The organism is Pseudomonas sp. PS02303, assembly GCF_029959925.1.
GTDB classification, from domain to species: domain Bacteria; phylum Pseudomonadota; class Gammaproteobacteria; order Pseudomonadales; family Pseudomonadaceae; genus Aquipseudomonas; species Aquipseudomonas mandelii.
The window spans coordinates 27,426-46,218 of sequence record NZ_JASCOM010000017.1 but is presented as its reverse complement, the minus strand read 5'-3'; the positions used below and the strand labels follow the sequence as shown (position 1 = coordinate 46,218).

At 58.9% G+C, this 18,793-nt stretch carries 18 protein-coding genes and 2 pseudogenes; 11 read left to right on the top strand and 9 right to left on the bottom strand.

Annotation, left to right across the window (positions count from 1 at the left end; translation table 11 throughout):
* The first annotated feature begins 82 nt into the window (after positions 1 to 82).
* From QMX98_RS07205 to QMX98_RS07175, 7 genes are all read left to right on the top strand, one after another.
* Positions 83 to 1,267 carry a patatin-like phospholipase family protein gene (locus QMX98_RS07205; RefSeq protein WP_042932066.1) on the top strand — a complete coding sequence of 395 codons (1,185 nt, stop codon included), beginning with the start codon at positions 83 to 85 and terminating at the stop codon, positions 1,265 to 1,267.
* 68 nt (positions 1,268 to 1,335) lie between these two features.
* Positions 1,336 to 2,625 (top strand): FAD-binding oxidoreductase, encoded by a 1,290-nt coding sequence (locus QMX98_RS07200; protein ID WP_077748468.1) that lies wholly within the window; start codon positions 1,336 to 1,338, stop codon positions 2,623 to 2,625.
* A 25-nt stretch (positions 2,626 to 2,650) separates the two neighbouring features.
* Positions 2,651 to 3,205, top strand: a complete 555-nt coding sequence (locus QMX98_RS07195) for a cupin domain-containing protein (RefSeq protein ID WP_010460296.1) — start codon at positions 2,651 to 2,653, stop codon at positions 3,203 to 3,205.
* Between the two features lie 23 nt (positions 3,206 to 3,228).
* On the top strand, positions 3,229 to 4,566 hold the full coding sequence (locus tag QMX98_RS07190; RefSeq protein WP_282410497.1) for a glutamine synthetase family protein: 1,338 nt from the start codon (positions 3,229 to 3,231) through the stop codon (positions 4,564 to 4,566).
* 348 nt (positions 4,567 to 4,914) lie between these two features.
* A complete protein-coding gene (gene nirB, locus QMX98_RS07185; RefSeq protein ID WP_282410492.1) occupies positions 4,915 to 7,476 on the top strand; it encodes a nitrite reductase large subunit NirB in 2,562 nt (853 codons plus the stop codon).
* Positions 7,476 to 7,853 carry a nitrite reductase small subunit NirD gene (gene nirD / locus QMX98_RS07180; RefSeq protein WP_077748465.1) on the top strand — a complete coding sequence of 126 codons (378 nt, stop codon included), beginning with the start codon at positions 7,476 to 7,478 and terminating at the stop codon, positions 7,851 to 7,853. The genes nirB and nirD overlap by 1 nt, the downstream gene beginning before the upstream one ends.
* 40 nt (positions 7,854 to 7,893) lie before the next feature.
* Positions 7,894 to 8,334 (top strand): CBS domain-containing protein, encoded by a 441-nt coding sequence (locus QMX98_RS07175; RefSeq protein WP_010460288.1) that lies wholly within the window; start codon positions 7,894 to 7,896, stop codon positions 8,332 to 8,334.
* 28 nt (positions 8,335 to 8,362) lie between these two features.
* Here QMX98_RS07175 and QMX98_RS07170 read toward each other — a convergent pair whose 3' ends face one another.
* From QMX98_RS07170 to QMX98_RS07155, 4 genes are all read right to left on the bottom strand, one after another.
* Positions 8,363 to 9,007 (bottom strand): MliC family protein, encoded by a 645-nt coding sequence (locus QMX98_RS07170; protein WP_282410491.1) that lies wholly within the window; start codon positions 9,005 to 9,007, stop codon positions 8,363 to 8,365.
* A gap of 141 nt (positions 9,008 to 9,148) precedes the next feature.
* Entirely contained in the window at positions 9,149 to 10,426 is a 1,278-nt protein-coding gene (locus tag QMX98_RS07165) for an FAD-dependent oxidoreductase (protein ID WP_282410490.1), read from the bottom strand.
* A gap of 72 nt (positions 10,427 to 10,498) precedes the next feature.
* Positions 10,499 to 11,446, bottom strand: coding sequence for a dihydrodipicolinate synthase family protein (locus tag QMX98_RS07160; RefSeq protein ID WP_282410489.1), 948 nt, complete (start codon positions 11,444 to 11,446; stop codon positions 10,499 to 10,501).
* A gap of 61 nt (positions 11,447 to 11,507) precedes the next feature.
* On the bottom strand, positions 11,508 to 12,434 hold the full coding sequence (locus QMX98_RS07155; RefSeq protein ID WP_145307056.1) for a 4-hydroxyproline epimerase: 927 nt from the start codon (positions 12,432 to 12,434) through the stop codon (positions 11,508 to 11,510).
* A 278-nt stretch (positions 12,435 to 12,712) separates the two neighbouring features.
* Here QMX98_RS07155 and QMX98_RS07150 point away from each other — a divergent pair, with 278 nt between their 5' ends.
* The 3 genes from QMX98_RS07150 to QMX98_RS07140 all read left to right on the top strand — a co-directional run bounded on the left by QMX98_RS07150 (position 12,713) and on the right by QMX98_RS07140 (position 15,207).
* Positions 12,713 to 13,480, top strand: coding sequence for an AraC family transcriptional regulator (locus QMX98_RS07150; protein ID WP_282410488.1), 768 nt, complete (start codon positions 12,713 to 12,715; stop codon positions 13,478 to 13,480).
* Positions 13,481 to 13,635: 155 nt separating this feature from the next.
* The gene (locus tag QMX98_RS07145) at positions 13,636 to 14,256 is read left to right on the top strand and encodes a dTMP kinase (RefSeq protein WP_282410487.1); all 621 of its coding nucleotides are present in this window, start codon (positions 13,636 to 13,638) and stop codon (positions 14,254 to 14,256) included.
* A gap of 357 nt (positions 14,257 to 14,613) precedes the next feature.
* Positions 14,614 to 15,207, top strand: coding sequence for an iron transporter (locus tag QMX98_RS07140; protein WP_282410486.1), 594 nt, complete (start codon positions 14,614 to 14,616; stop codon positions 15,205 to 15,207).
* Between the two features lie 23 nt (positions 15,208 to 15,230).
* Here QMX98_RS07140 and QMX98_RS07135 read toward each other — a convergent pair.
* Positions 15,231 to 15,608 (bottom strand): annotated as a pseudogene (locus QMX98_RS07135) (response regulator); the annotation flags it as partial.
* Between the two features lie 50 nt (positions 15,609 to 15,658).
* Between QMX98_RS07135 and QMX98_RS07130 the strand changes: the two are divergent.
* Positions 15,659 to 16,438, top strand: coding sequence for an SDR family NAD(P)-dependent oxidoreductase (locus QMX98_RS07130; protein ID WP_042932070.1), 780 nt, complete (start codon positions 15,659 to 15,661; stop codon positions 16,436 to 16,438).
* A 448-nt stretch (positions 16,439 to 16,886) separates the two neighbouring features.
* On the opposite strand, the gene QMX98_RS07125 is transcribed toward QMX98_RS07130, so the two are convergent.
* The 4 genes and pseudogenes from QMX98_RS07125 to QMX98_RS07110 form a co-directional block, all read right to left on the bottom strand.
* Complete coding sequence (locus tag QMX98_RS07125) at positions 16,887 to 17,339, bottom strand: PAS domain-containing protein (RefSeq protein ID WP_010460270.1); 453 nt, start codon at positions 17,337 to 17,339, stop codon at positions 16,887 to 16,889.
* A gap of 38 nt (positions 17,340 to 17,377) precedes the next feature.
* Positions 17,378 to 17,680, bottom strand: a pseudogene (locus tag QMX98_RS07120) (alkene reductase); the annotation flags it as partial.
* A 224-nt stretch (positions 17,681 to 17,904) separates the two neighbouring features.
* Positions 17,905 to 18,315, bottom strand: coding sequence for a hydroxyisourate hydrolase (uraH, locus tag QMX98_RS07115; protein ID WP_077748458.1), 411 nt, complete (start codon positions 18,313 to 18,315; stop codon positions 17,905 to 17,907).
* A 10-nt stretch (positions 18,316 to 18,325) separates the two neighbouring features.
* Positions 18,326 to 18,787 (bottom strand): heme-binding protein, encoded by a 462-nt coding sequence (locus QMX98_RS07110; protein WP_224795482.1) that lies wholly within the window; start codon positions 18,785 to 18,787, stop codon positions 18,326 to 18,328.
* Positions 18,788 to 18,793 lie beyond the last annotated feature (6 nt).

Sequence of the window (18,793 nt, the reverse complement as noted above, 5' to 3'; positions counted from 1 at the left end):
GGTGCGCGCATGATGGCGGAGGCCAGTTTTCACCGAGTCAGTCGAGTGCGCTCTGTCGATGGCAGGGACCGGAGGAGGCGTCGTGAAACCATTTCTGCCCAGGCCCAGCGCCTCAACAATGAATATGTTGCGTGAAGGGTGCCTGCAACGCCGTGATGCAGTGCCGCAAGACCTGACGGAACAAGCAGTCATTCCGGGCATCCCGAATGCGCGCTACTGGCTGGACCGGGACCTGACGGCGTTCATTGTGGATGCGAGCCTGGCCAACGATCGCGAGGTCGAGGCGCTCGCCGACACAGAGTTGCCGACCGATGCGCTGCCACTGGCTTACTACCTGGCCATTTCGGGGGGCGGCGACGCCGGCACCTTCGCGGCGGGCATCATCGCCGGCTGGAGCTTGCATGGGAGCCGACCGCCTTTCAAAGTCGTCACCGGCATCAGCGCAGGCGCCCTGGTCGCACCGTTCGCATACCTGGGGCCTGAGTATGACCCGGTCATCCTGGGGATCTGCAGCGCAATCGGTCCGAAAGATGTGTTCCATGCGCGAAGTGTGCTGACCCGCCTGGCCAGCGACGGCATTGCGGACAGCAAGCCCCTGGCGCGCCTCATTGCCAAGTACATCACCGCCGACGTGTTAGCGGCCATCGCTGCGCAATACGCCAAGGGACGACTGCTGATGATCGGCACCACCGACCTCGATGCCGGGCGGCCCGTCACCTGGAACATGGGCGCGATTGCTTCCAGCGGAGCACCGGGCGCGCTGCACCTGTTTCGCAACATCATGATCGCGTCGATGAGCATTCCCGGTGCCGTTTCACCGGTCATGATCGATGTGGAGGTCGACGGCCAACAGTTTCAGGAAATGCACGTGGACGGAGGCGTCCTGACACAGGTGTTCCTTTACCCGCCGGGCACCGTGATGGCGTTGAACAGCGTGGCCGGCGCGCGCATCCGCCGGGCCCGGCATTTCTATGTCATTCGCAATGGCAAACTGGAACCGCAGTGGTCCGGTACCAAGCGCCGGACCTTGAGCATCGGCGGGCGAGCCATCAGCACCTTGATCCAGACCCAGGGGATCAGCGACCTCAATCACATTTACCGGATCGCCCAGCAGGACGGCGCAGACTTCAATCTGGCGTACATCGGCGCGGATTTTATCTGCCCGCGCAATCAGAAATTCGATGGCGAGTACATGAAGCGTCTGTTCGATTACGCCTTTCAACTCAGCGCGCAAGGCTACCCGTGGCATAAATCGCCGCACACCTGAGTTGCCTGTATGAAATTTATGCTGTAGTTTTTCATGAAATTATAAAAATATAATTTCATGAGGCTTGTATGTTTCAGCAGTCCACGCAGCATGTCGCCAGCTATTACGCCCACAGTTGCGCTGATCGCCTGACCACCCGACCGGCGCTTGCCGGTGAGCAAACCACCGAAATCGTCATCATCGGTGCCGGTTTCAGCGGCCTGCATACTGCGTTGCGCCTGGCTTTGGCTGGTAAGCGGGTGACGCTGCTGGAAGCCAGCTGCGTGGCATGGGCCGCGTCGGGGCGCAATGGCGGGCAGGCCATTCTCGGCTGGTCGTGTGACATGCCGCCTCTGGAAGCAGCGTTGGGCTACGAGCGTGCGCGGCGGTTGTGGGACGGCATGCGCTGGGCTGCGCAAGAGCTGCGTGAGTTGCCGGCTCGCCATGGTTTCGACTGTGATTACCGCGCTGGCCATTTGTGGACATCGGTGATGCCCCGTCGGGTTGGTCTGCTGACGGAGTGGCAGCACGAAGCCAGCCACAAATGGGGCCACGATGGCTTGCAGTTCATCCGCCGTGAACAGTTGCCGGAATGGGTGGCCAGCGAGCGCTATCAGGCCGGGCTTTATGACCCTGAAGGCGCGCACCTGAATCCACTGAAACTGGCCCTCGGCCTGGCCGCCGCCATCGAGCGTGCGGGCGGCCGTATCCATGAACAAAGCAAGGCGCTGAGTTATCGAGAGGAGGGCGGTCAATTCCTGGTAAACACCGAACGCGGATCGATTCGCGCGGATGTGCTGGTGCTGGCCTGCAATGCCTATCTCGACGAGCTCGACCCGCAGCTGGCCAGTTGCGTGTTGCCGGTGGGCACTTATCAAGTCGCCACCGCGCCCCTGACGGCCGAGCAGGCCACGGCGCTGTTGCCGAGCAATGTCTGTGTCACCGACAACCAGTTCGTTCTCGACTATTTCCGTCGCACGCCGGACAACCGCTTGCTGTTCGGCGGTGGATGCACGTATCTGGGTGGGATGCCCAGGGACATTGCCGGCGCAACCCGGCCGTTTCTGGAACGGGTTTTCCCGCAGCTCAAAGGCGTGAAGCTGGAGTTCGCCTGGGGCGGGCACATTGACCTGACGCTCAAACGCACCCCAGACATCGGTCGCAAGGGTGATCGCTACTGGCTTCAGGGGTATTCCGGGCATGGCGTGCTGCCCACGCTGGCCGCTGCCCGCGCCGTGTCCGACGCGATTCTCGGCCAGAGTGATGAACTGGCGTTGTATCAGGGCTTGAGTAACCCCAGCTTCCCCGGCGGTAAATACCTGGCGGCGCCGCTGGAAGCTATCGGCAAGGCGTGGTATCGACTGCGCGACAGCATTTGATGAATCACTTGGCGGAATTCCAGGCATGAACAAGCAAGAAGAAATCGCCGCGCTGGCGATCCTGATTCACGATCTGCGCAAGCATAAGAAGTACACCTTGAAGGATCTGGCTGATCAGATCGGTCGTTCCGTCGGCTTTCTCTCGCAGGTCGAACGCGGCCTGTCACGACCCACCGTGGCCGACCTGACGGCGATCAGCGAAACCCTGGGCGTGCCGACCACCTATTTCTATAGCCTGCCCAAACCCAAGGAACTGCCGTGGGTCACCCGGCCGGATGAACGCCGCACGTTGTACTACGCCAACGGCATCACCGACATTCTGGTGTCGCCGAAGATGCGGGCTTCGTTTTCCATGCTCGAAAGTCACCTCGAAGCCGGCGCCAGCAGTGGCGAACGGCACTTGAGCGACAGCTCGGAGCAGGGCGGCTACGTGCTCGAAGGCGAGTTGACGCTGTGGTTGGGTGATGACGACGCCGTCACCTTGCAGGCCGGCGACAGCTTTCAGTTCGACAGCCATACCCGTTGCCGCTACGGCAACCTCACCGAGCACCTCACGCGAGTGCTCTGGGTCTACACCTGATCACCACAATAGGACCAACCATGATGGACGCTGATCTGCTGGCCGAGGTGCACGCCTTTCGCCAACGCTACCCTGATGTACGTTATGTCGACCTGATTTCCCTGGACATTCCGGGGCACTTCTACGGCAAGCGCTATCCCGTGGAGATGCTGGAAAAGGTCGCGTCCGGCAGCGCGCTGAAACTGCCGCAAAACTGTGTGCTGCTCGGTGTGCAAGGCGGTTTGTTCAAGATTGGCGACTACTGCTTTAACGACGGTGACCCGGATGCGCTGCGCCGCCTGGTGCCCGGCACACTCAAGCCGGTCAGCTGGGAAGCACAACCGCTGGGGCAAATGCTGATCACCTCGGACGGCACCGAGAAGCCGATTGTGTTCGAGCCGCGCCAGGTCCTGGCGCAGGTGTTGGACAGGCTCGCCGGCAAAGGCATCCATCCGGTGGTGGCGTTCGAGCTGGAGTTCTATCTGTTCGATAAAAAGCTGCGCGACGGACTGCCGCAATTCCCCCGGGATGATCTGACCGACGATACCGACGATCAGCCGAACATGCACATCGAGCGCCTGTCACGTTTTGCGCCGGTGCTGGATGAGATGGTCGAAGCCTCGCGGGCCCAAGGCATCGATACCACAGTGATCACCGCCGAGCTTGGCCCGGGCCAGTTCGAGATCAATTTCGGGCATCTTGATGATGGCTTGCGAGCGGCGGACTGGGCGGCCTTGTTCTGTCGCAGCACCCGTGGCGTGGCCCTGAAACACGGTTACCGCGCCAGCTTCATGGCCAAACCTTACTTGCAGCACCCGGGCAGCGGCATGCATGTGCACGTCAGCCTGTATGACGCCGCCGGCAATAACCTCCTCGCCGCGAATCAGCAGCAATCGTTGCGTCATGCCGTGGCCGGCTGCCTGGAATTACTGCCGCATTGCATGCCGATCTTCGCGCCGAACCAGAACGCCTTTCGCCGTTTGGGCGGCACCACCAACATCGCTACCCGGGCGAGCTGGGGCTTTGAGGATCGTGATGCGTGCCTGCGCATTCCGGAGTCGGATGCGAAAAACCTGCGCATCGAATATCGCCTGGCCGGTGCCGATGCCAACCCGTACCTGGTGCTGGCGGCGATTCTGGTGGGACTCGAACAGGGCCTGGAAGCAGGCAACGAACCGATCCCGCCGCTCAATGAAGACCGCAACAGTGGGGTCGACTTCCCGCTGGAGATGCTCGAAGCGGTGCGCGCCATGCAGCATCAACCGCAGCTGCGCGAAGGGCTGGGAGCGGAGTTCGTAGACGTGTATTGCGAGAACAAGCGCCAGGATCATCTGGCGTTCATGCAGGAGATCAGTGCGCGGGAGTATCGCTGGTATCTATAAGCCAAGCGTGCAAATGCACTTTAATAAAGCTTTCGTGCGGTGGCATGCACTAAGCCAAGGCAGAAACCGCCACGTTGATCTCCTTAAAGTCCCGGAAGGTGCCGTAAAACACTGACATTCAGCGCTTGGCACAATCGCTGCATTACATCGATCAGGCCCACCGTGAACGCAGTCGAGTGGGCAGCCCCCTCGGTCAACGACGATCGATTCGTGGGCAACATCGGTGGGTCAGGCATAGACGTCTGGTTTCAACACCGCAAAAGAACAGGCAAAGACGCCTGGAACCGCAAGGTTTCAGGCGTTTTTTTTTGCTTTTTGAACCGTGATGGGCTTAGTCGGGTACTTCTTATGAATTCCAATGTCGCCGCGTTGAACAAGCTGCAAACGCTGATCGTGATCGGTAACGGCATGGTCGGACATCATTGTGTCGAACAGCTGATCGAGCGCGGTGCCCTTGATCACTATCGGCTGCACGTTTTCAGCGAGGAGCCGATGCGCGCCTACGACCGCGTGCACCTTTCCGAATACTTCACCGGACGTGATGCCGAGTCGCTCGCCTTGGGTGAAGCCTCGTTGTACCAGACCCCGGGCGTCACCTTGCACTTGGGTGTGCCGGTCCTGGAAATCGACCGCGCCCGCTGCCAGGTGATCACCGCGCAAGGCTGCGTCGCCTACGACAAATTGGTACTGGCCACCGGGTCCTACCCGTTTGTGCCGCCGATCGAAGGCGCCGAGGGCGATTCGCGCCTGGTGTACCGCACCCTTGAAGACCTTGATGCAATCCGCGCCGCTGCGTCCAATGCCCGACGTGGCGTGGTGGTCGGTGGTGGCTTGCTCGGACTGGAAGCCGCCAATGCCCTGAAAAGCCTGGGCCTGGAAGCTCACGTGGTGGAATTCGCGCCGCGCCTGATGCCGGTGCAGCTGGACGAGCAGGGCGGTCGTGCACTCAAGGCCCAGATCGAACGCCTCGGCGTCGGCGTGCACCTGTCGCGAGGCACTCAATCGATCAGCCCAGGCGAGGAATATCGCTATCGGATGAATTTCGCCAATGACGAATTTCTGGAGGCCGACCTGATTGTGTTTTCCGCCGGGATCCGCGCCCAAGATACCTTGGCCCGCCAGTGCTCGCTGGAAGTCGGCCCGCGCGGCGGCGTGGTGGTTGACGACCAATGCCTGAGCAGCGATCCGAACATTTATGCCATCGGCGAGTGTGCCGCGTGGAATGGCAGCATTTTTGGCCTGGTCGCCCCGGGCTACCAGATGGCGCGCGGCGTGGCTGCACGGCTGTGCAACGAAGTCGCCGAGCCGTTCATGGGCGCGGACATGTCGACCAAGCTCAAGTTGTTGGGCGTTGACGTCGGCTCCATCGGCGATGCGCATGGCAGCACGCCGGGCTCGCGCAGTTATCAATTCATCGACGAAACCACCGTCAGCTACCGCCGATTGGTGGTGGATGCGACAGGCAAGCACGTACTGGGTGCGGTGCTGGTCGGCGACAACAGCTATTACGACACGCTGCTGCAATACATGCAGAACTCGATTGCCTTGCCCGCGGAACCCGCCAGCCTGATTCTGCCCTCGTCCGAAGGCGCGCCGACCCTGGGCCCGGGCGCGTTGCCCGAATCGGCCACGGTGTGCTCGTGCCACAACGTCACCAAGGGATCCATTTGCTCGGCCATCGACGGTGGCTGCACCGACCTCGGCCTGCTCAAGTCGCAAACCAAGGCCTGCACCGGCTGCGGCGGTTGTGCCGGGTTGCTCAAGCAGGTTTTCGAACATGAGCTGATTGCCCGCGGCGTCAGCGTCGACAAAAGCCTGTGCGAACACTTTGCCTATACCCGTCAGGAGCTTTACGCATTGGTACGGGTAGAAGGGGTGATCACCTTCGAAGAACTGCTGGCCAAACATGGCCGTGGCCACACCGGTTGCGACGTGTGCAAACCGGCGGTGGGCTCGATCCTCGCATCGTGCTGGAACCAGCCGATCATGGACGCCTCACTGGTGCCGCTGCAGGACACCAACGACACGTTCATGGCCAACATGCAGAAAAACGGCACCTATTCGGTGGTGCCGCGCATCCCAGGTGGCGAAATCACCGCCGACAAACTGATCGCCATCGGCGTGGTGGCGAAGAAATACGACCTCTACACCAAAATCACCGGCGGCCAGCGTATTGATTTGTTCGGCGCGCAGTTGCACGAGTTGCCGGACATTTGGGCGGAGCTGATCGAAGCCGGTTTCGAAACGGGGCACGCCTACGGCAAATCGACCCGCACGGTGAAGTCCTGCGTCGGCAGCACCTGGTGCCGGTATGGCGTACAGGACAGCGTGAAAATGGCCCTGCTCATCGAGGACCGCTACAAGGGCCTGCGTTCGCCGCACAAGCTTAAGTTCGCGGTGTCCGGTTGCACCCGTGAGTGCGCCGAAGCCCAGAGCAAAGACGTGGGCGTGATCGCCACCGAGAAAGGCTGGAACCTGTACATCGCCGGCAACGGCGGCATGCGACCGCGTCACGCCGAACTGTTTGCCACCGACCTCGACGATGAAACCCTGATCCGCTACATCGACCGTTTCCTGATGTTCTACATCCGCACCGCCGACAAATTGCAGCGCACCTCGGTATGGCGTGAAAGCCTGGAAGGCGGCCTCGACTTCCTCAAGGAGGTGATCATTAACGACAGCCTCGGCCTGGGTGAAGAGCTCGAATCGCAGATGCAATTGGTGGTCGACCGCTATGAATGCGAGTGGGCCAACGCCCTCAAAGACCCGGAAAAACTCAAGCGTTTCCGTACCTTCGTCAACGACAAACGCCCGGACCCGGACATTCACTTTGTCCAGGAGCGCGGTCAGCGGCGTCCGATCATGGCCGCCGAACTCAACCTTATCCCTGTCACCGAGGAGATTGCCTGATGAGCCAGCCCACTACCCGACGCATTGCGCCCCTGGAAAACACCGGCGCCTGGCAAACCGTCTGCGACCAACAGGACCTGGTCAGTAACTCCGGCGTGGTCGTCTGGCTCGACGGCGCACAAGTGGCGCTGTTCTACCTGCCCGGAGCCGAGGGGCAGACCCTCTACGCCATTGATAACCATGACCCGCAATCCGGGGCGAATGTCATCGGTCGCGGGTTGATCGGCAGCATCAAGGGCGACCTGGTGGTGGCGTCGCCGATCTACAAACAGCATTTCCGGCTCGAGGACGGCAGTTGCCTGGAGTACCCGCAACAGCGTTTGCGGGTCTGGCCGGTGCGGTTGAACGGGGGGAGGGTGGAGGTCGGGGCGGTTTGAAGGCCATTAACTGCATCACGCAATCGAATCGGAGCCACGTATGAAAACAGCCGCACAGTTGCTCAAACTCAAGGTCGTGCAGAACCGTCAGGTGCATAGCATCGCACCCGATGAAATGGTGCTGGAGGCCCTGAAGCTGATGGCCGAAAAGAATGTCGGGGCACTTCCCGTCATCGACAAAGGCCAGGTGGTCGGGGTGATCAGCGAGCGTGACTATGCCCGCAAAGTCGTGCTGCAGGGGCGCTCTTCAGTAGGGACGCCAGTGCGCGACATCATGAGCTCGCCGGTAGTGACTGCGCCGAGTCAGCAAAGCATCGAGCGCTGCATGGCCGTCATGACCGACAGTCATCTGCGTCATTTGCCGGTGGTGGAAGACGGTGAACTGATTGGCCTGCTGTCGATTGGCGATCTGGTCAAGGAAGCCATCGTCGAACAGGCCGATCTGATTCGGCAATTGGAGCATTACATTCGCGGGCACTGAGACGGTGGGTGGTTTTGCGCCAAAGCCATCAACTGACCGGTTCGACCGTACAGCTCATTTCCCGTGAGCCTGGCTTCTGGAAAAGCACCGCGTTGCCGTCTTGCCAAAAGCTGTAATTGCCCTGGTAATCCTTGCCGGTGTATCGAGTGCCCGAATCGCTCGGCACCTGGCTCAGGGTGATCGCAGTGTTGGCCCATTTCAGGTACACGACACCCGGCTGCGCACTGAAGAAAGTGGCGGTAATCAGCGTGTTAAAGCCTGCACAACGAAACGCCAGGGGGCCTTCGGTGAGTCGGTCTGGATCCTTGGTTCGCACGATGGCCGAGCCTTGGCGAAGCTGGTGCGCACGCTCGGCATAACTGCGGATGATGCACATCTTTTGCTCCGGTCCCGAGGCACACCCATTGCGGGCATCGATCCAGAACTGCTGGTCGATGATGACTTTGTCCGGGGGCGGAACTGAACGTTCATCGGTGAGCGCCAGGCGATAAAGACGCGTCAGTTCGATGTCCATCTGCGTCAGTTGTGGATCGCGACAGATAAGCTTTTCGACGGAGACCCTGGTCTTGGCGCAGTCGATGCCGGGAGGGGACGCAGCGTGGGCGCAGGTGCTCGCCGCCGCGCACAGGCTGGCAGCGAACAGGCATCTGAACAGGGCCGTGACCGTTTTCATGTTGGCTTCACCCAGATCATTTTGGGATGCCCGGATTGCCGAGGACCTGGCGATCCGTTGAACAGTCATTCGTTTGCATGGGTGTACGCAGTGTATGCCAGTGTTTGAAACTTGCCACACCCGCCCGGCGGCGGGTGACCTTCAGAATCGATCCAACCTGTAGGGCGCAATGTCCGGTAACTCATGGGTATGAGGCGCAGGCGAAGCCAGTTGCGCGATGAGTTCGGCTGTGACTGCGGCCTGTGTCAGGCCCAGGTGCTGGTGACCGAAAGCGAGCAGCACTTTGTCGTCGCACACCCGGTCGATGATCGGCAGGGAATCCGGCAAGGACGGGCGAAACCCCATCCACGGCGTCGCCGCCTCAGCGTTCAAGTCGCGTTTGAACAGGCCTTCACTTAACCGGTGCAACTGCCAGGCACGCTCCATCACTGGCGCTCGGTCGAGGCCGGCGAACTCGACGGTGCCGGCCAAGCGCAGTCCATCGGCCATCGGGGTCATGATGAACTTGCGCTCCAGAGAGGTGACGGCGAACGGCAGCCGTCCGTGTTCATGGGGCAACATCAGGTGATAGCCGCGCTCGGTATCCAGCGGTACTTTTTTGCCGGTCAGCGCTGCCGTCAACTTCGCGGAGTGAGCACCGCAGGCGATCAGGGTCTGGCGGGCGGTGAAACGGCCCTGGTCGGTGATAAGCGAGACGCCGTGTTCATGCAGGTGTGCGCCCCGGACCTGATGCTTGAGGAAGTGCACGCCGCAGGCTTTGGCGGCATGGACCAGTTCGCAGACTACTCGGTAAGGGTCGAGAAAATGACCGGTGCGCGGGAAGAACAGACCGCCCTGAATTCGCTCGCTGAGTTGTGGCGCCGCCTCGCGCACCGCGTTGGCCTGCCAGTAGTTGACCGGTACGTGTTGATGGCGCATCCGAGCCTGTAGCGCTTCGATTGCTTTATGCGAGTCCGCCCGTTCGAACACCAGCAACGAGCCGTCTTCGCGCAGCAGATGGGGGCGGGCAATGTCCTCCAGCAGTCGGTGCCAGGCGCCCAGGCTGCTTTCGTTGAGTGCGCGCAGGCCGGCGATGGTTCGTTGGAAGGGGGCATGTCGCAGGTTCAGCAACAGGCGCGTGAACCAAGGCAGGGCGCGTGGCAGGTATTTCCAGTCCAGGCGCAACGGCCCCATTGGGTCTGTGAGCATGGCGGGCAGACGTTTGAGGATGGACAGGTCGGCGATAGGAAACACCTGTTCGGTCGCCAGATGCCCGGCATTGCCAAACGAGGCGCCCCGGCCAGGGTCTTGCTGGTCGAGGACCACCACCCGCAGACCCTGACGTGCCAGCCGCACAGCGCAAGCGACGCCGATGATGCCGGCGCCGACCACGACAATGTCGGCGATGTCGTGCGGGTTGTGTGCAGCAGGCAGAGTCATGGCGCTTTCCTGGAAAAAGTGGCCCCGGCTGCAAAGCCGGGCGGGTTTACAGCGGGCGCAGTCAGGGTGGGATCAGGCAACGTTCTGTTCGGCCGACCAGTTTTTGTACCACTGACGGAACAACGTGTACTGAGTCTCGGCATAGCGCCGTTGGGCATCGCTGAGCGCATCGGTTTCGTTGAAGTGCAGGGTGTATTCCTTGTCGCCATTGAGCACCATCAGGTGCTTGTAATAGAGCACCAGATCGCAGCCCTCATCGAAGGACGACAGCACCTGCAGCGCAGATTCCAGCTCTTTGGCCAGGCGGCGAGCCGTGGCGTCACCCTTGGCCGCCTGCTTGCTGAGGGCCACCAATTGCAGCACTTCGCGGGGCAGCGCGTTGCCGATGCCGGTGATAGCGCCGGTGGCGTTGCAGTTGACGAAGCCATGCATCACTTGGGTATCGACACCGACCATCAGGGTGACGTCATCGTCCTTTGACGTGATGTTTTCGGCGGCGTAACGCAGGTCGGCAGCACCGCCGAACTCCTTGAAGCCGATCAGGTTCGGGTGTTCGCGGCGCAGTTCGAAGAACAGTTCGGCGCGGGTGGCGAAGCCGTAGTAAGGACTGTTATAGATCACCGACGGCAGATTTGGAGCAGCCTCCAGAATCGCCGCGAAGTGAGCTTTTTGCGCGGCCGGCGAGGCACCCCGGGAGAGGACGCGAGGGATGACCATCAGGCCCTGGGCACCGACCTTGGCCGCATGCGCCGCGTGGGAAATTGCTTCACGACTGTTGACGGCGCCAGTGCCGACGATGGTCGGAACGCCGGCAGCGACCAGACGCGCCACGCCTTCCTGGCGCTCGGCTTCGGTGAGCAGGGGCCAGTCACCCATGGAACCGCAATACACGACAGCGCTCATGCCGATATCGATCAGTTCGCGACCTTTGGCCACCAGCGCGTCGAAGTCGGGTTTGCGCTCGGCGGTGCAGGGGGTCATCAGTGCAGGCATGCAGCCTGTGAAGATGTTTGCGCTCATTGTTGGCACTCCTTGAAGCGTTTATTCAGCTTGATTGAGGTGGGGAATGCAGCGTGTTCGCTCAAATGCCCCACGCGAAGGGGTCCTGTTCGTCGATCAGCAGCGTGCTGTCGGCGGTCATGAAGGCCTGGCCGGTAATGAACGGGCGGACACGTTCGCCTTCCCATTCGTAACTGCCGACGAATTGACTGGCGGTGATGCTGGCTTGTACCCAGGGCGCACCCGCGGCCAGTTTTCCATCGGCAGCCAGGCATGCCAGTTTGGCGCTGGTGCCGGTACCGCAGGGCGAGCGGTCGTAGGCTTTGCCCGGGCACATGACGAAGTTGCGGCTGTCGGCCTGGTCGTCGTCGGCAAACAACTCGACATGGTCGATGACGGCGCCGTCTTCGCCATGGATGCCTTGGGCTTCGAGGGCCTTGAGCATCGCCCAGGTGTAATCGGTGAGCGCTTCGACGTTATCGAGTTGCAACACTTGCCCGTGGTCGGACACCAGGAAAAACCAGTTGCCGCCCCAAGCGATGTCGCCGTAGACGCAGCCGTGCCCGGGGACGTCTACCGGCACCTGTTGGCGATAGCGGTAGGCGGGCACATTGCGCAGGGTCACCGTGCCGTCTTCATGCAGCGTCGCGCTGACCGGGCCGACCGGCGTGTCGATCTTGTGCACACCCGGAGCGATGTGCCCCAAGTAATGTAACGAGTTGACCAGGCCGATGGTGCCGTGACCGCACATGCCGAGGTAGCCGGCATTGTTGAAGAAGATGACGCCGCAGGTGGCATCCGGCGAGACCGGCTCGCAATACAGGGCGCCGACCAAGACATCGTTTCCCCGGGGCTCCAGCAGGCAGGCCTTGCGCCAGTGGTCATGCTGATCGCGCAGGGCATCACGCTTCTCGATCATGGTCTGGCCGGGCAATTGGGGAAATCCGTTCATCACCAGGCGAGTCGGTTCGCCGCCGGTGTGGGAGTCGATGACATGTACTCGTTTCATGAACCCATCCTTTAGAAGTGTGCCGGTACACCGGTTGCCACCACCAGGCCACCGAACCTGCGGATAGAGTGAACGCGTCAGGGGCGATAGCGATTGATGTTTTCCATGAATGCAAATGACGAAATCAGCACAATCTTTATGGCCTCGACACGGGGTAAACCTTGGGGCAATCTGCTTGCGCGCGCCTCGACGCCAGCTCCGAAGTGAAGGCCAGTTGCTGAGCGGAGAGGGCGCAAGGGAGGATTTTTGCTTGTCCGCAGACTGGGAGAACAAGCGTCATGACGCAGAACGCATTGGCGATCCTGTGCCAAGGAAACGACCTGAATCGGCCCGATACCCTCGAAGAATTACTGGCGGGCGTGGCACTGCTGTTGCCGATGCTGGACGTGATCCCCAATGCCGCGATCTTTATCAAGGACATGAAGGCGCGTTATGTCATGGCCAATAGCACGCTGGTTCAGCGCTGCGGGTTGAAACAGTTGCAACCGCTGCTTGGCAAAACCAGCGCTGAAGTCTTTCCAGCACAATTGGGGCCTGGCTACACCGAACAGGATCGTCGTGTACTGGAGCAAGGCTTTGTTCTGGAAGACCAGTTGGAATTGCATTTATATGGGAGTCGAGAACCCGGTTGGTGCCTGACGCATAAACGCCCGTTGTATAACCGCAGCGGTGAAATCATGGGCCTGGCGGGAATTTCGGTCGATCTGCAATCGGCCAGTGATGCTCACCCGGCCTATCAGCGCCTGGCGGCGGTGGATGAATACATTCGCGCGCATTTCAATCGCCGTATCACCTTGGGCGAACTGACGCGGATCGCCGGTATTTCGGTGGCGCAACTGGAACGGTATTGCAAGCGAGTGTTCCACCTGACGCCACGGCAGATGATTCAAAAGGTTCGACTGGGACATGCGCACCGACTGCTGCACACCGAAATTCCCATTACCGACGTGGCATTGCAGTGCGGCTACACCGACCACAGTGCGTTCACACGACAGTTCAAGGCATTGACCGGGTTTACGCCGCGCCAGTATCGACAGGTGTCATGAATGCATCGGGGGGACATTCATTCGCCAGAAACTAAGTTAGAGTGCCCATCAGTGTCCGCTCATAAGGGCCCTGTACTCGATTCGGGTAGTCGCGCCAAGCGGTTCCAGCGAACGAACAGGGCAAAGAAAACCGTGTATCAATCGTTATGTGAAGAATGAATCGTCCGCTGTTTGTTTCTCTAGATGGGCCCAAGGGAGCCGGCAAAACCACACTGTTGGAGGCCGTCACGGAAGTACTGAGGGCAGACAACAAAAAAGTGATCCGGCTTTGCGAGAAAAAAAGCGATCCCTACAGGGGTGAAACAATGGCCCTCGTGAACAAACTCGTCAGAAATCCCAGCCGGGATCTGGAGTTGGAAGTTTGTGAGCGCTTCGCCGATAGCCGTGCCTGGATCTCCCGGCACGTGCTGACTAAACAACCACCAGGCAGCATCATCTTGATTGATCGCTGGTATCCATCTGATGCCGCGTTTCGCCGGATAATCCCGTTTGCAGAGATTCTGCAGTTGAACATTGATCGAAACGTGCGAGTGCCAGACCTGCATGTCGGAGTTGTCACCGCCCCTGATATTTCATGGGCGAGGGCAGCGGCACGACAGCGTGGGCTGAGCAGTACTGTGATCCATCGGTTGGAAGAACATGTCGCTTGTACCCAGGCGTTCGAACGAGCGATTGCAGATCACGGCTGGGTTTTATGCCGTAATGAAGGAACGATCGAAGCCGCAACGATGCAGGTGGTTTCGCAGATCAATGGCGTCCTTCGATGTGCCCTGTAGACGAAGTTCGCTGCGCCGGTCTTGCGTCGCTGACAGTTTTTACGTAGCAACGACGTCTTCAAGAAGGTGCCCGCGCTTTTACACACACGCACACACAGCCTGGGCCAGAGGTCGGCAATCGAAAGCCTATGCGGGAGCAGCGTTGATTCGCTGTTTGAAATATTACATTTCTGACAGCTAACCGGCAGTAGGCAGTCCATGGGCTAGAGTGAAGTACCAACGTAGCTATTCAAAGGGCTTGCAGATGAGCTTAGCCATTGATGCTATTGCAAAGGTGATTGGTGGAAACGACAGTGAGATCTAATTGGCGTTGGAAATTGCATCCGCGATAGCTTCACTCAGCCAGGAGCACTTGAGATGACAAACACCCAAAAGTTGCTGTTCGCTTTAGGATCCGCAATAGCACTGCCAGTCGCCACATGCCTTGCGCAAGCGGAAGAGCCGCAGATCAAGACGCTCACCTCACCGAAAGATCCAACGGAAAGCGCAGTTCTAATAGGTAGAGTCATCAACGACGGGCTGACAATCCAGTTGGAGCTTGAGGGCGCCGAAGCTATGTGGATGCAGATGGGAACACCTGCTCAGTGGAGTGAACATGTTCCCGCAAAGAACGAGCGGTATCATATTGAGATCAAGGTGACGGACAACGCAACCAAGACGCGACTCCCGTACTCCACGGTTACCTTCGCTGCGACGAACAAAGCCAATGGAAAGAGCGTAGAAACGATTCTACCGCCGATGTGGGGCGGCAGTGGTTTGCATTACTCTGAAAACAGCCCCTTAGCTGGTGATGGTGTTTACGCCGCCACGGTCACTGTTGGTGTTCCAACGTTCGCTCGTGAAATGCAGGACAAAGACCTGTGGTCGAAACCGGTAAACGCCCACTTTCACTTCAAATTGAAGGAAAGTGTGCTTGTCGAGGTATCAGAACCCGTCTCGGCAGCAAACTAGCGGAGCCCATTTTGCCGAAGGAGGGCGCAGATAAGGGATTTCGGAAGAACTTCACCACGGTGCTGGAGCATAAATTCCAATAATGAAAACTCTTTCGCCGTTAGGTCGATCCGTTTCCCTCCTCGAAACGCCTGATGCTTGAGTAGGTCAAGCTCAAGATCACCGATTACTAAATGGGGCTGACTGGATGGAGGGTTTGCTCTACGCAGCAAGACTCGGACTCTAGCAAGTAGCTCGGGGAACGCAAAAGGCTTGACCATGTAGTCATCAGCACCCAGATCCAACCCTTTAACTCGGTCTTCTACGCCATCGCGAGATGAGAGGAACAACACTCGCATACTTACGCCTGCGGCCCGGATCTTTGTCAGGACGTCCCAACCGTTGAGCACCGCCATTAATAGGCTTTTTTGCTATCGTTGCATTAAATTGAGTGATCACAAAGGGATAAGAAATGGCGATTCCAATGTGGCAAGGTCAAGTCGCGCTGGTCAGCGGTGCGGGCAGTGAAAGTGGTATTGGACTCGCAATCGCCCGACGTTTGGGCCGCGAAGGCGCGCGAGTCTTGATCACTGCCAGCAGTGCGCGAATTCAGCAACGTGTCGCCGAGTTGCAGGCTGAAGGTATAGACGCTCGGGCGATGGCAGCCGACCTGACTGACGAATTGCAAGTCAAAGCGCTGACCGATTGGGCTCATGAGCAGTTCGGCCATATCGACATTTTGGTCAATAACGCTGGCATGGCTATGGTCGGCAGCCCGGAACCCTTCGTCGAAGTGGCGGACATGGATTTGGCGACCTGGAATCTATCTCTGGCGCGCAACCTGACTACCGCTTTTTTGCTGACTCGTGCGGTGTTACCTGGGATGAAGACGCGCGGTTACGGACGTATCGTCCACATTAGTTCGACGTCCGGTACACGCGGAAGCAATCCAGGTGAGTCGGCTTACAGTGCGGCAAAAGCAGCAATGCTGGGGATGAATATGGCCCTGGCGCTGGAAGTCGGTAAACGGGGCATCACCGTCAATAGTGTTGCACCAGGCTGGATTGATACGGGAGCATTGACCGAAGAAGAAAGCCGCGCGGGTACCTACACTCCGATCGGTCGCGCCGGTCGTCCAGAAGAGGTTGCCGCTGCAGTGGCGTTTTTGGCGTCTCCGGAAGCCAGCTATATCACCGGTGAAGTGCTGGTGGTGGATGGCGGTAATTGTCTGATCGAAAACAAGGCGCCCTGACGTTAGCTTGGACTGCTGTCTTTTAGCGAGCCTACTATTTAACGAAGAAATCAAACGCGCAGATACTTGCTAGCCTTAAGCCGGATGCTAGTTCCGCCAGCGTTGAAATAGTGACTCAGGTTGAGCAATTACTTTCAGGTGCTTTCATACCAGAACATCCGTTGCAGCCCACCATCCTTAAGCACCACGTTTGTCTTTCGATGACGTAGGGCATCGGCATACACCAAACTCGGCCGAAGGCCGGGCCATTGGCATCTCGCCGGATAGCTGGAATGGGCCATGATCTTGTGCACCATCTGATTACGATTACGGCAGTGCACAAATTATGGCGGATGATTGCGAGGGTGGGGGTGGTACGTTGCTTGAGAGTTCACCAGTCCCTGGTTCAGAAACAGGGACGTTTTTACGGGTGGATACTGGATCGTTAACCCATCAAGTGCGGATTCATCTAGGTTTTAGATTGTAATAGAGCCAGCTGGGTCTTCAGCTGTGCGACTTCAGCTTCCAGTTCACGCACTCGCTCCTTGGCCTCAACTTCGACGCTGACGTCCTTCTGGATACCGATGAAGTAGGTGAGTTGATCTGTGTCGTTGAACACTGGGGTGATCGACAGCTCGTTCCAGAAGGCGCTGCCGTCCTTGCGATAGTTGCGAATGACTTGGCGGCAGGGGAGCATGTTCCTTATCGCCTCGCGGATTACTGTCAAACCAGCTTGATTACGGTCATCACCCTGCAGGAAGCGGCAGTCCTGGTACAGGATGTCGTCAACGCTGTACCCCGTTAGGCGCTGAAAGGCGGGGTTGGCATAGATCAGGATGTTTTCGTCGCCTTCCTGCTCTGCTACCACGATGCCGTCGTTGGATGCTTCAACCACCAGTTTCAGCAGTTCTGCGTCGATCATTTTCAGAGCCCCAGTGAGTGACATCTCATTTTTAGCGGTTACCCGCCATACACGCAGTAATCAGTATAACCCTCGGCATTACCGCCATACACTGTGGCTGAGTTTAGAGGGGGCAGCGGCCAATCGTTCGAGATTCTGGCTGGCAGATCCGGGTTGGCCATGAACGTACGGCCAAAAGCGACAATGTCGGCCAGTCCTGAATCCAGCAACTGCGTAGCGCTTTGTGCAGTGTAACGACCGGCGTAGATGATCGCACCGCTGAAAGAACTACGGACTGCGCGACGGAACGATTCCGACATCAGTTGTGCATTATCCCAGTCCGATTCGGCGATGGAGAGGTATCTCAGCATGGGTTATACGGGGGGATGAGTGGCCCGCTATTCATGTTCAAGGATCAGAAAGGCACTGTTACCGGCATCACACCTGTAACGTGAACCAAGCCTAAGGCGTGAACGTGGTCATCGCTGAAGGTTTTGATGCCCAAAAGTTAAGCGACAGTGCCGCCCTTTTGAGTAGGGGCGGCTGTCTTCACCTTCGGGCGGTATCCTTTGGTATCGCTTTACGATCAATTTCCTCGGTATGTGGAGAAACCGTAAGGGCTCAGAAGCAACGGGATGTGATAGTGAGGAACGGTACCGTCCACCTCAAAAATGACGGGTACCTCCGGAAAGAAGCTGGACGTTTTGTGCGACTTGAACCACTCACCAGTCTTGAAGGTGACACGGTAGGTACCTTTCTCCAGACCCCGACCTTGCGGATACAGCCCGGTGATACGACCTTGCTCGTTGGTAGCCGCGCTGTTGAGCATGTCCCAGTTTTTCCCATCCTGTTTTTCCAACGTGACATTGACTCCAGGGGAGGGCAGACCATCCTGCAAGTTGAGTACATGCACGCTCAACGGATTTGTTGCCGCTGATGCAAGGGCTGAAAGGGCACTCAATACAGCGCCAGCGAAGATACTTTTCAATACAGTCATGGTGATGTCCTTAGTTTTTAACGGCAGGTAAAACTTTGTTGATAGCGACCTCTGCGCAACCTTCATCGTGTGTTGCGCCCCCCGCACCAGCCACCCCAATGGCGCCGATGACCTGACCATCGAATTTCAATGGCACGCCTCCACCGAGCAGTAACAACTCATCGAGGGTGTTGAGGTTTTCAGCATCTGGATTAGCGCGAGCGCGCTCAGCTAACAACCGCGTCGAAGTCTTGGTCGACAGGGCGGTATAGGCTTTGCGTTGCGCGGCTAACGTGTTGTGCGGGCCGACATTGTCATCGCGTTGCACGGCAACCAGATTGCCGCCACGGTCGACAACTGCGGCGACGGCTGTGCGGCCATCGGCATGACAGGCGGTCAGCGCGGCCGTTAGCAAATCGTTGGCCATTGCAAGTGACACGTCCTGGCGCTGCGCAACCTGATCCGGAGCTGCAACGGCGAACGCAGAGTTCATTGCGAG

Excerpts from the sequence above, each read along its gene's own strand:
- QMX98_RS07155 (WP_145307056.1), bottom strand. The coding sequence starts at position 12,434 with ATGAAACGAGTACATGTCATCGACTCCCACACCGGCGGCGAACCGACT.
- QMX98_RS07140 (WP_282410486.1), top strand. The coding sequence starts at position 14,614 with ATGACAAACACCCAAAAGTTGCTGTTCGCTTTAGGATCCGCAATAGCA.
- QMX98_RS07130 (WP_042932070.1), top strand. The coding sequence starts at position 15,659 with ATGGCGATTCCAATGTGGCAAGGTCAAGTCGCGCTGGTCAGCGGTGCG.
- QMX98_RS07170 (WP_282410491.1), bottom strand. The coding sequence starts at position 9,007 with ATGAAAACGGTCACGGCCCTGTTCAGATGCCTGTTCGCTGCCAGCCTG.
- QMX98_RS07150 (WP_282410488.1), top strand. The coding sequence starts at position 12,713 with ATGACGCAGAACGCATTGGCGATCCTGTGCCAAGGAAACGACCTGAAT.
- QMX98_RS07165 (WP_282410490.1), bottom strand. The coding sequence starts at position 10,426 with ATGACTCTGCCTGCTGCACACAACCCGCACGACATCGCCGACATTGTC.
- QMX98_RS07190 (WP_282410497.1), top strand. The coding sequence starts at position 3,229 with ATGGACGCTGATCTGCTGGCCGAGGTGCACGCCTTTCGCCAACGCTAC.
- nirD (WP_077748465.1), top strand. The coding sequence starts at position 7,476 with ATGAGCCAGCCCACTACCCGACGCATTGCGCCCCTGGAAAACACCGGC.
- QMX98_RS07195 (WP_010460296.1), top strand. The coding sequence starts at position 2,651 with ATGAACAAGCAAGAAGAAATCGCCGCGCTGGCGATCCTGATTCACGAT.
- QMX98_RS07175 (WP_010460288.1), top strand. The coding sequence starts at position 7,894 with ATGAAAACAGCCGCACAGTTGCTCAAACTCAAGGTCGTGCAGAACCGT.
- QMX98_RS07145 (WP_282410487.1), top strand. The coding sequence starts at position 13,636 with ATGAATCGTCCGCTGTTTGTTTCTCTAGATGGGCCCAAGGGAGCCGGC.
- QMX98_RS07110 (WP_224795482.1), bottom strand. The coding sequence starts at position 18,787 with ATGAACTCTGCGTTCGCCGTTGCAGCTCCGGATCAGGTTGCGCAGCGC.
- uraH (WP_077748458.1), bottom strand. The coding sequence starts at position 18,315 with ATGACTGTATTGAAAAGTATCTTCGCTGGCGCTGTATTGAGTGCCCTT.
- QMX98_RS07125 (WP_010460270.1), bottom strand. The coding sequence starts at position 17,339 with ATGATCGACGCAGAACTGCTGAAACTGGTGGTTGAAGCATCCAACGAC.
- QMX98_RS07160 (WP_282410489.1), bottom strand. The coding sequence starts at position 11,446 with ATGAGCGCAAACATCTTCACAGGCTGCATGCCTGCACTGATGACCCCC.
- QMX98_RS07200 (WP_077748468.1), top strand. The coding sequence starts at position 1,336 with ATGTTTCAGCAGTCCACGCAGCATGTCGCCAGCTATTACGCCCACAGT.
- nirB (WP_282410492.1), top strand. The coding sequence starts at position 4,915 with ATGAATTCCAATGTCGCCGCGTTGAACAAGCTGCAAACGCTGATCGTG.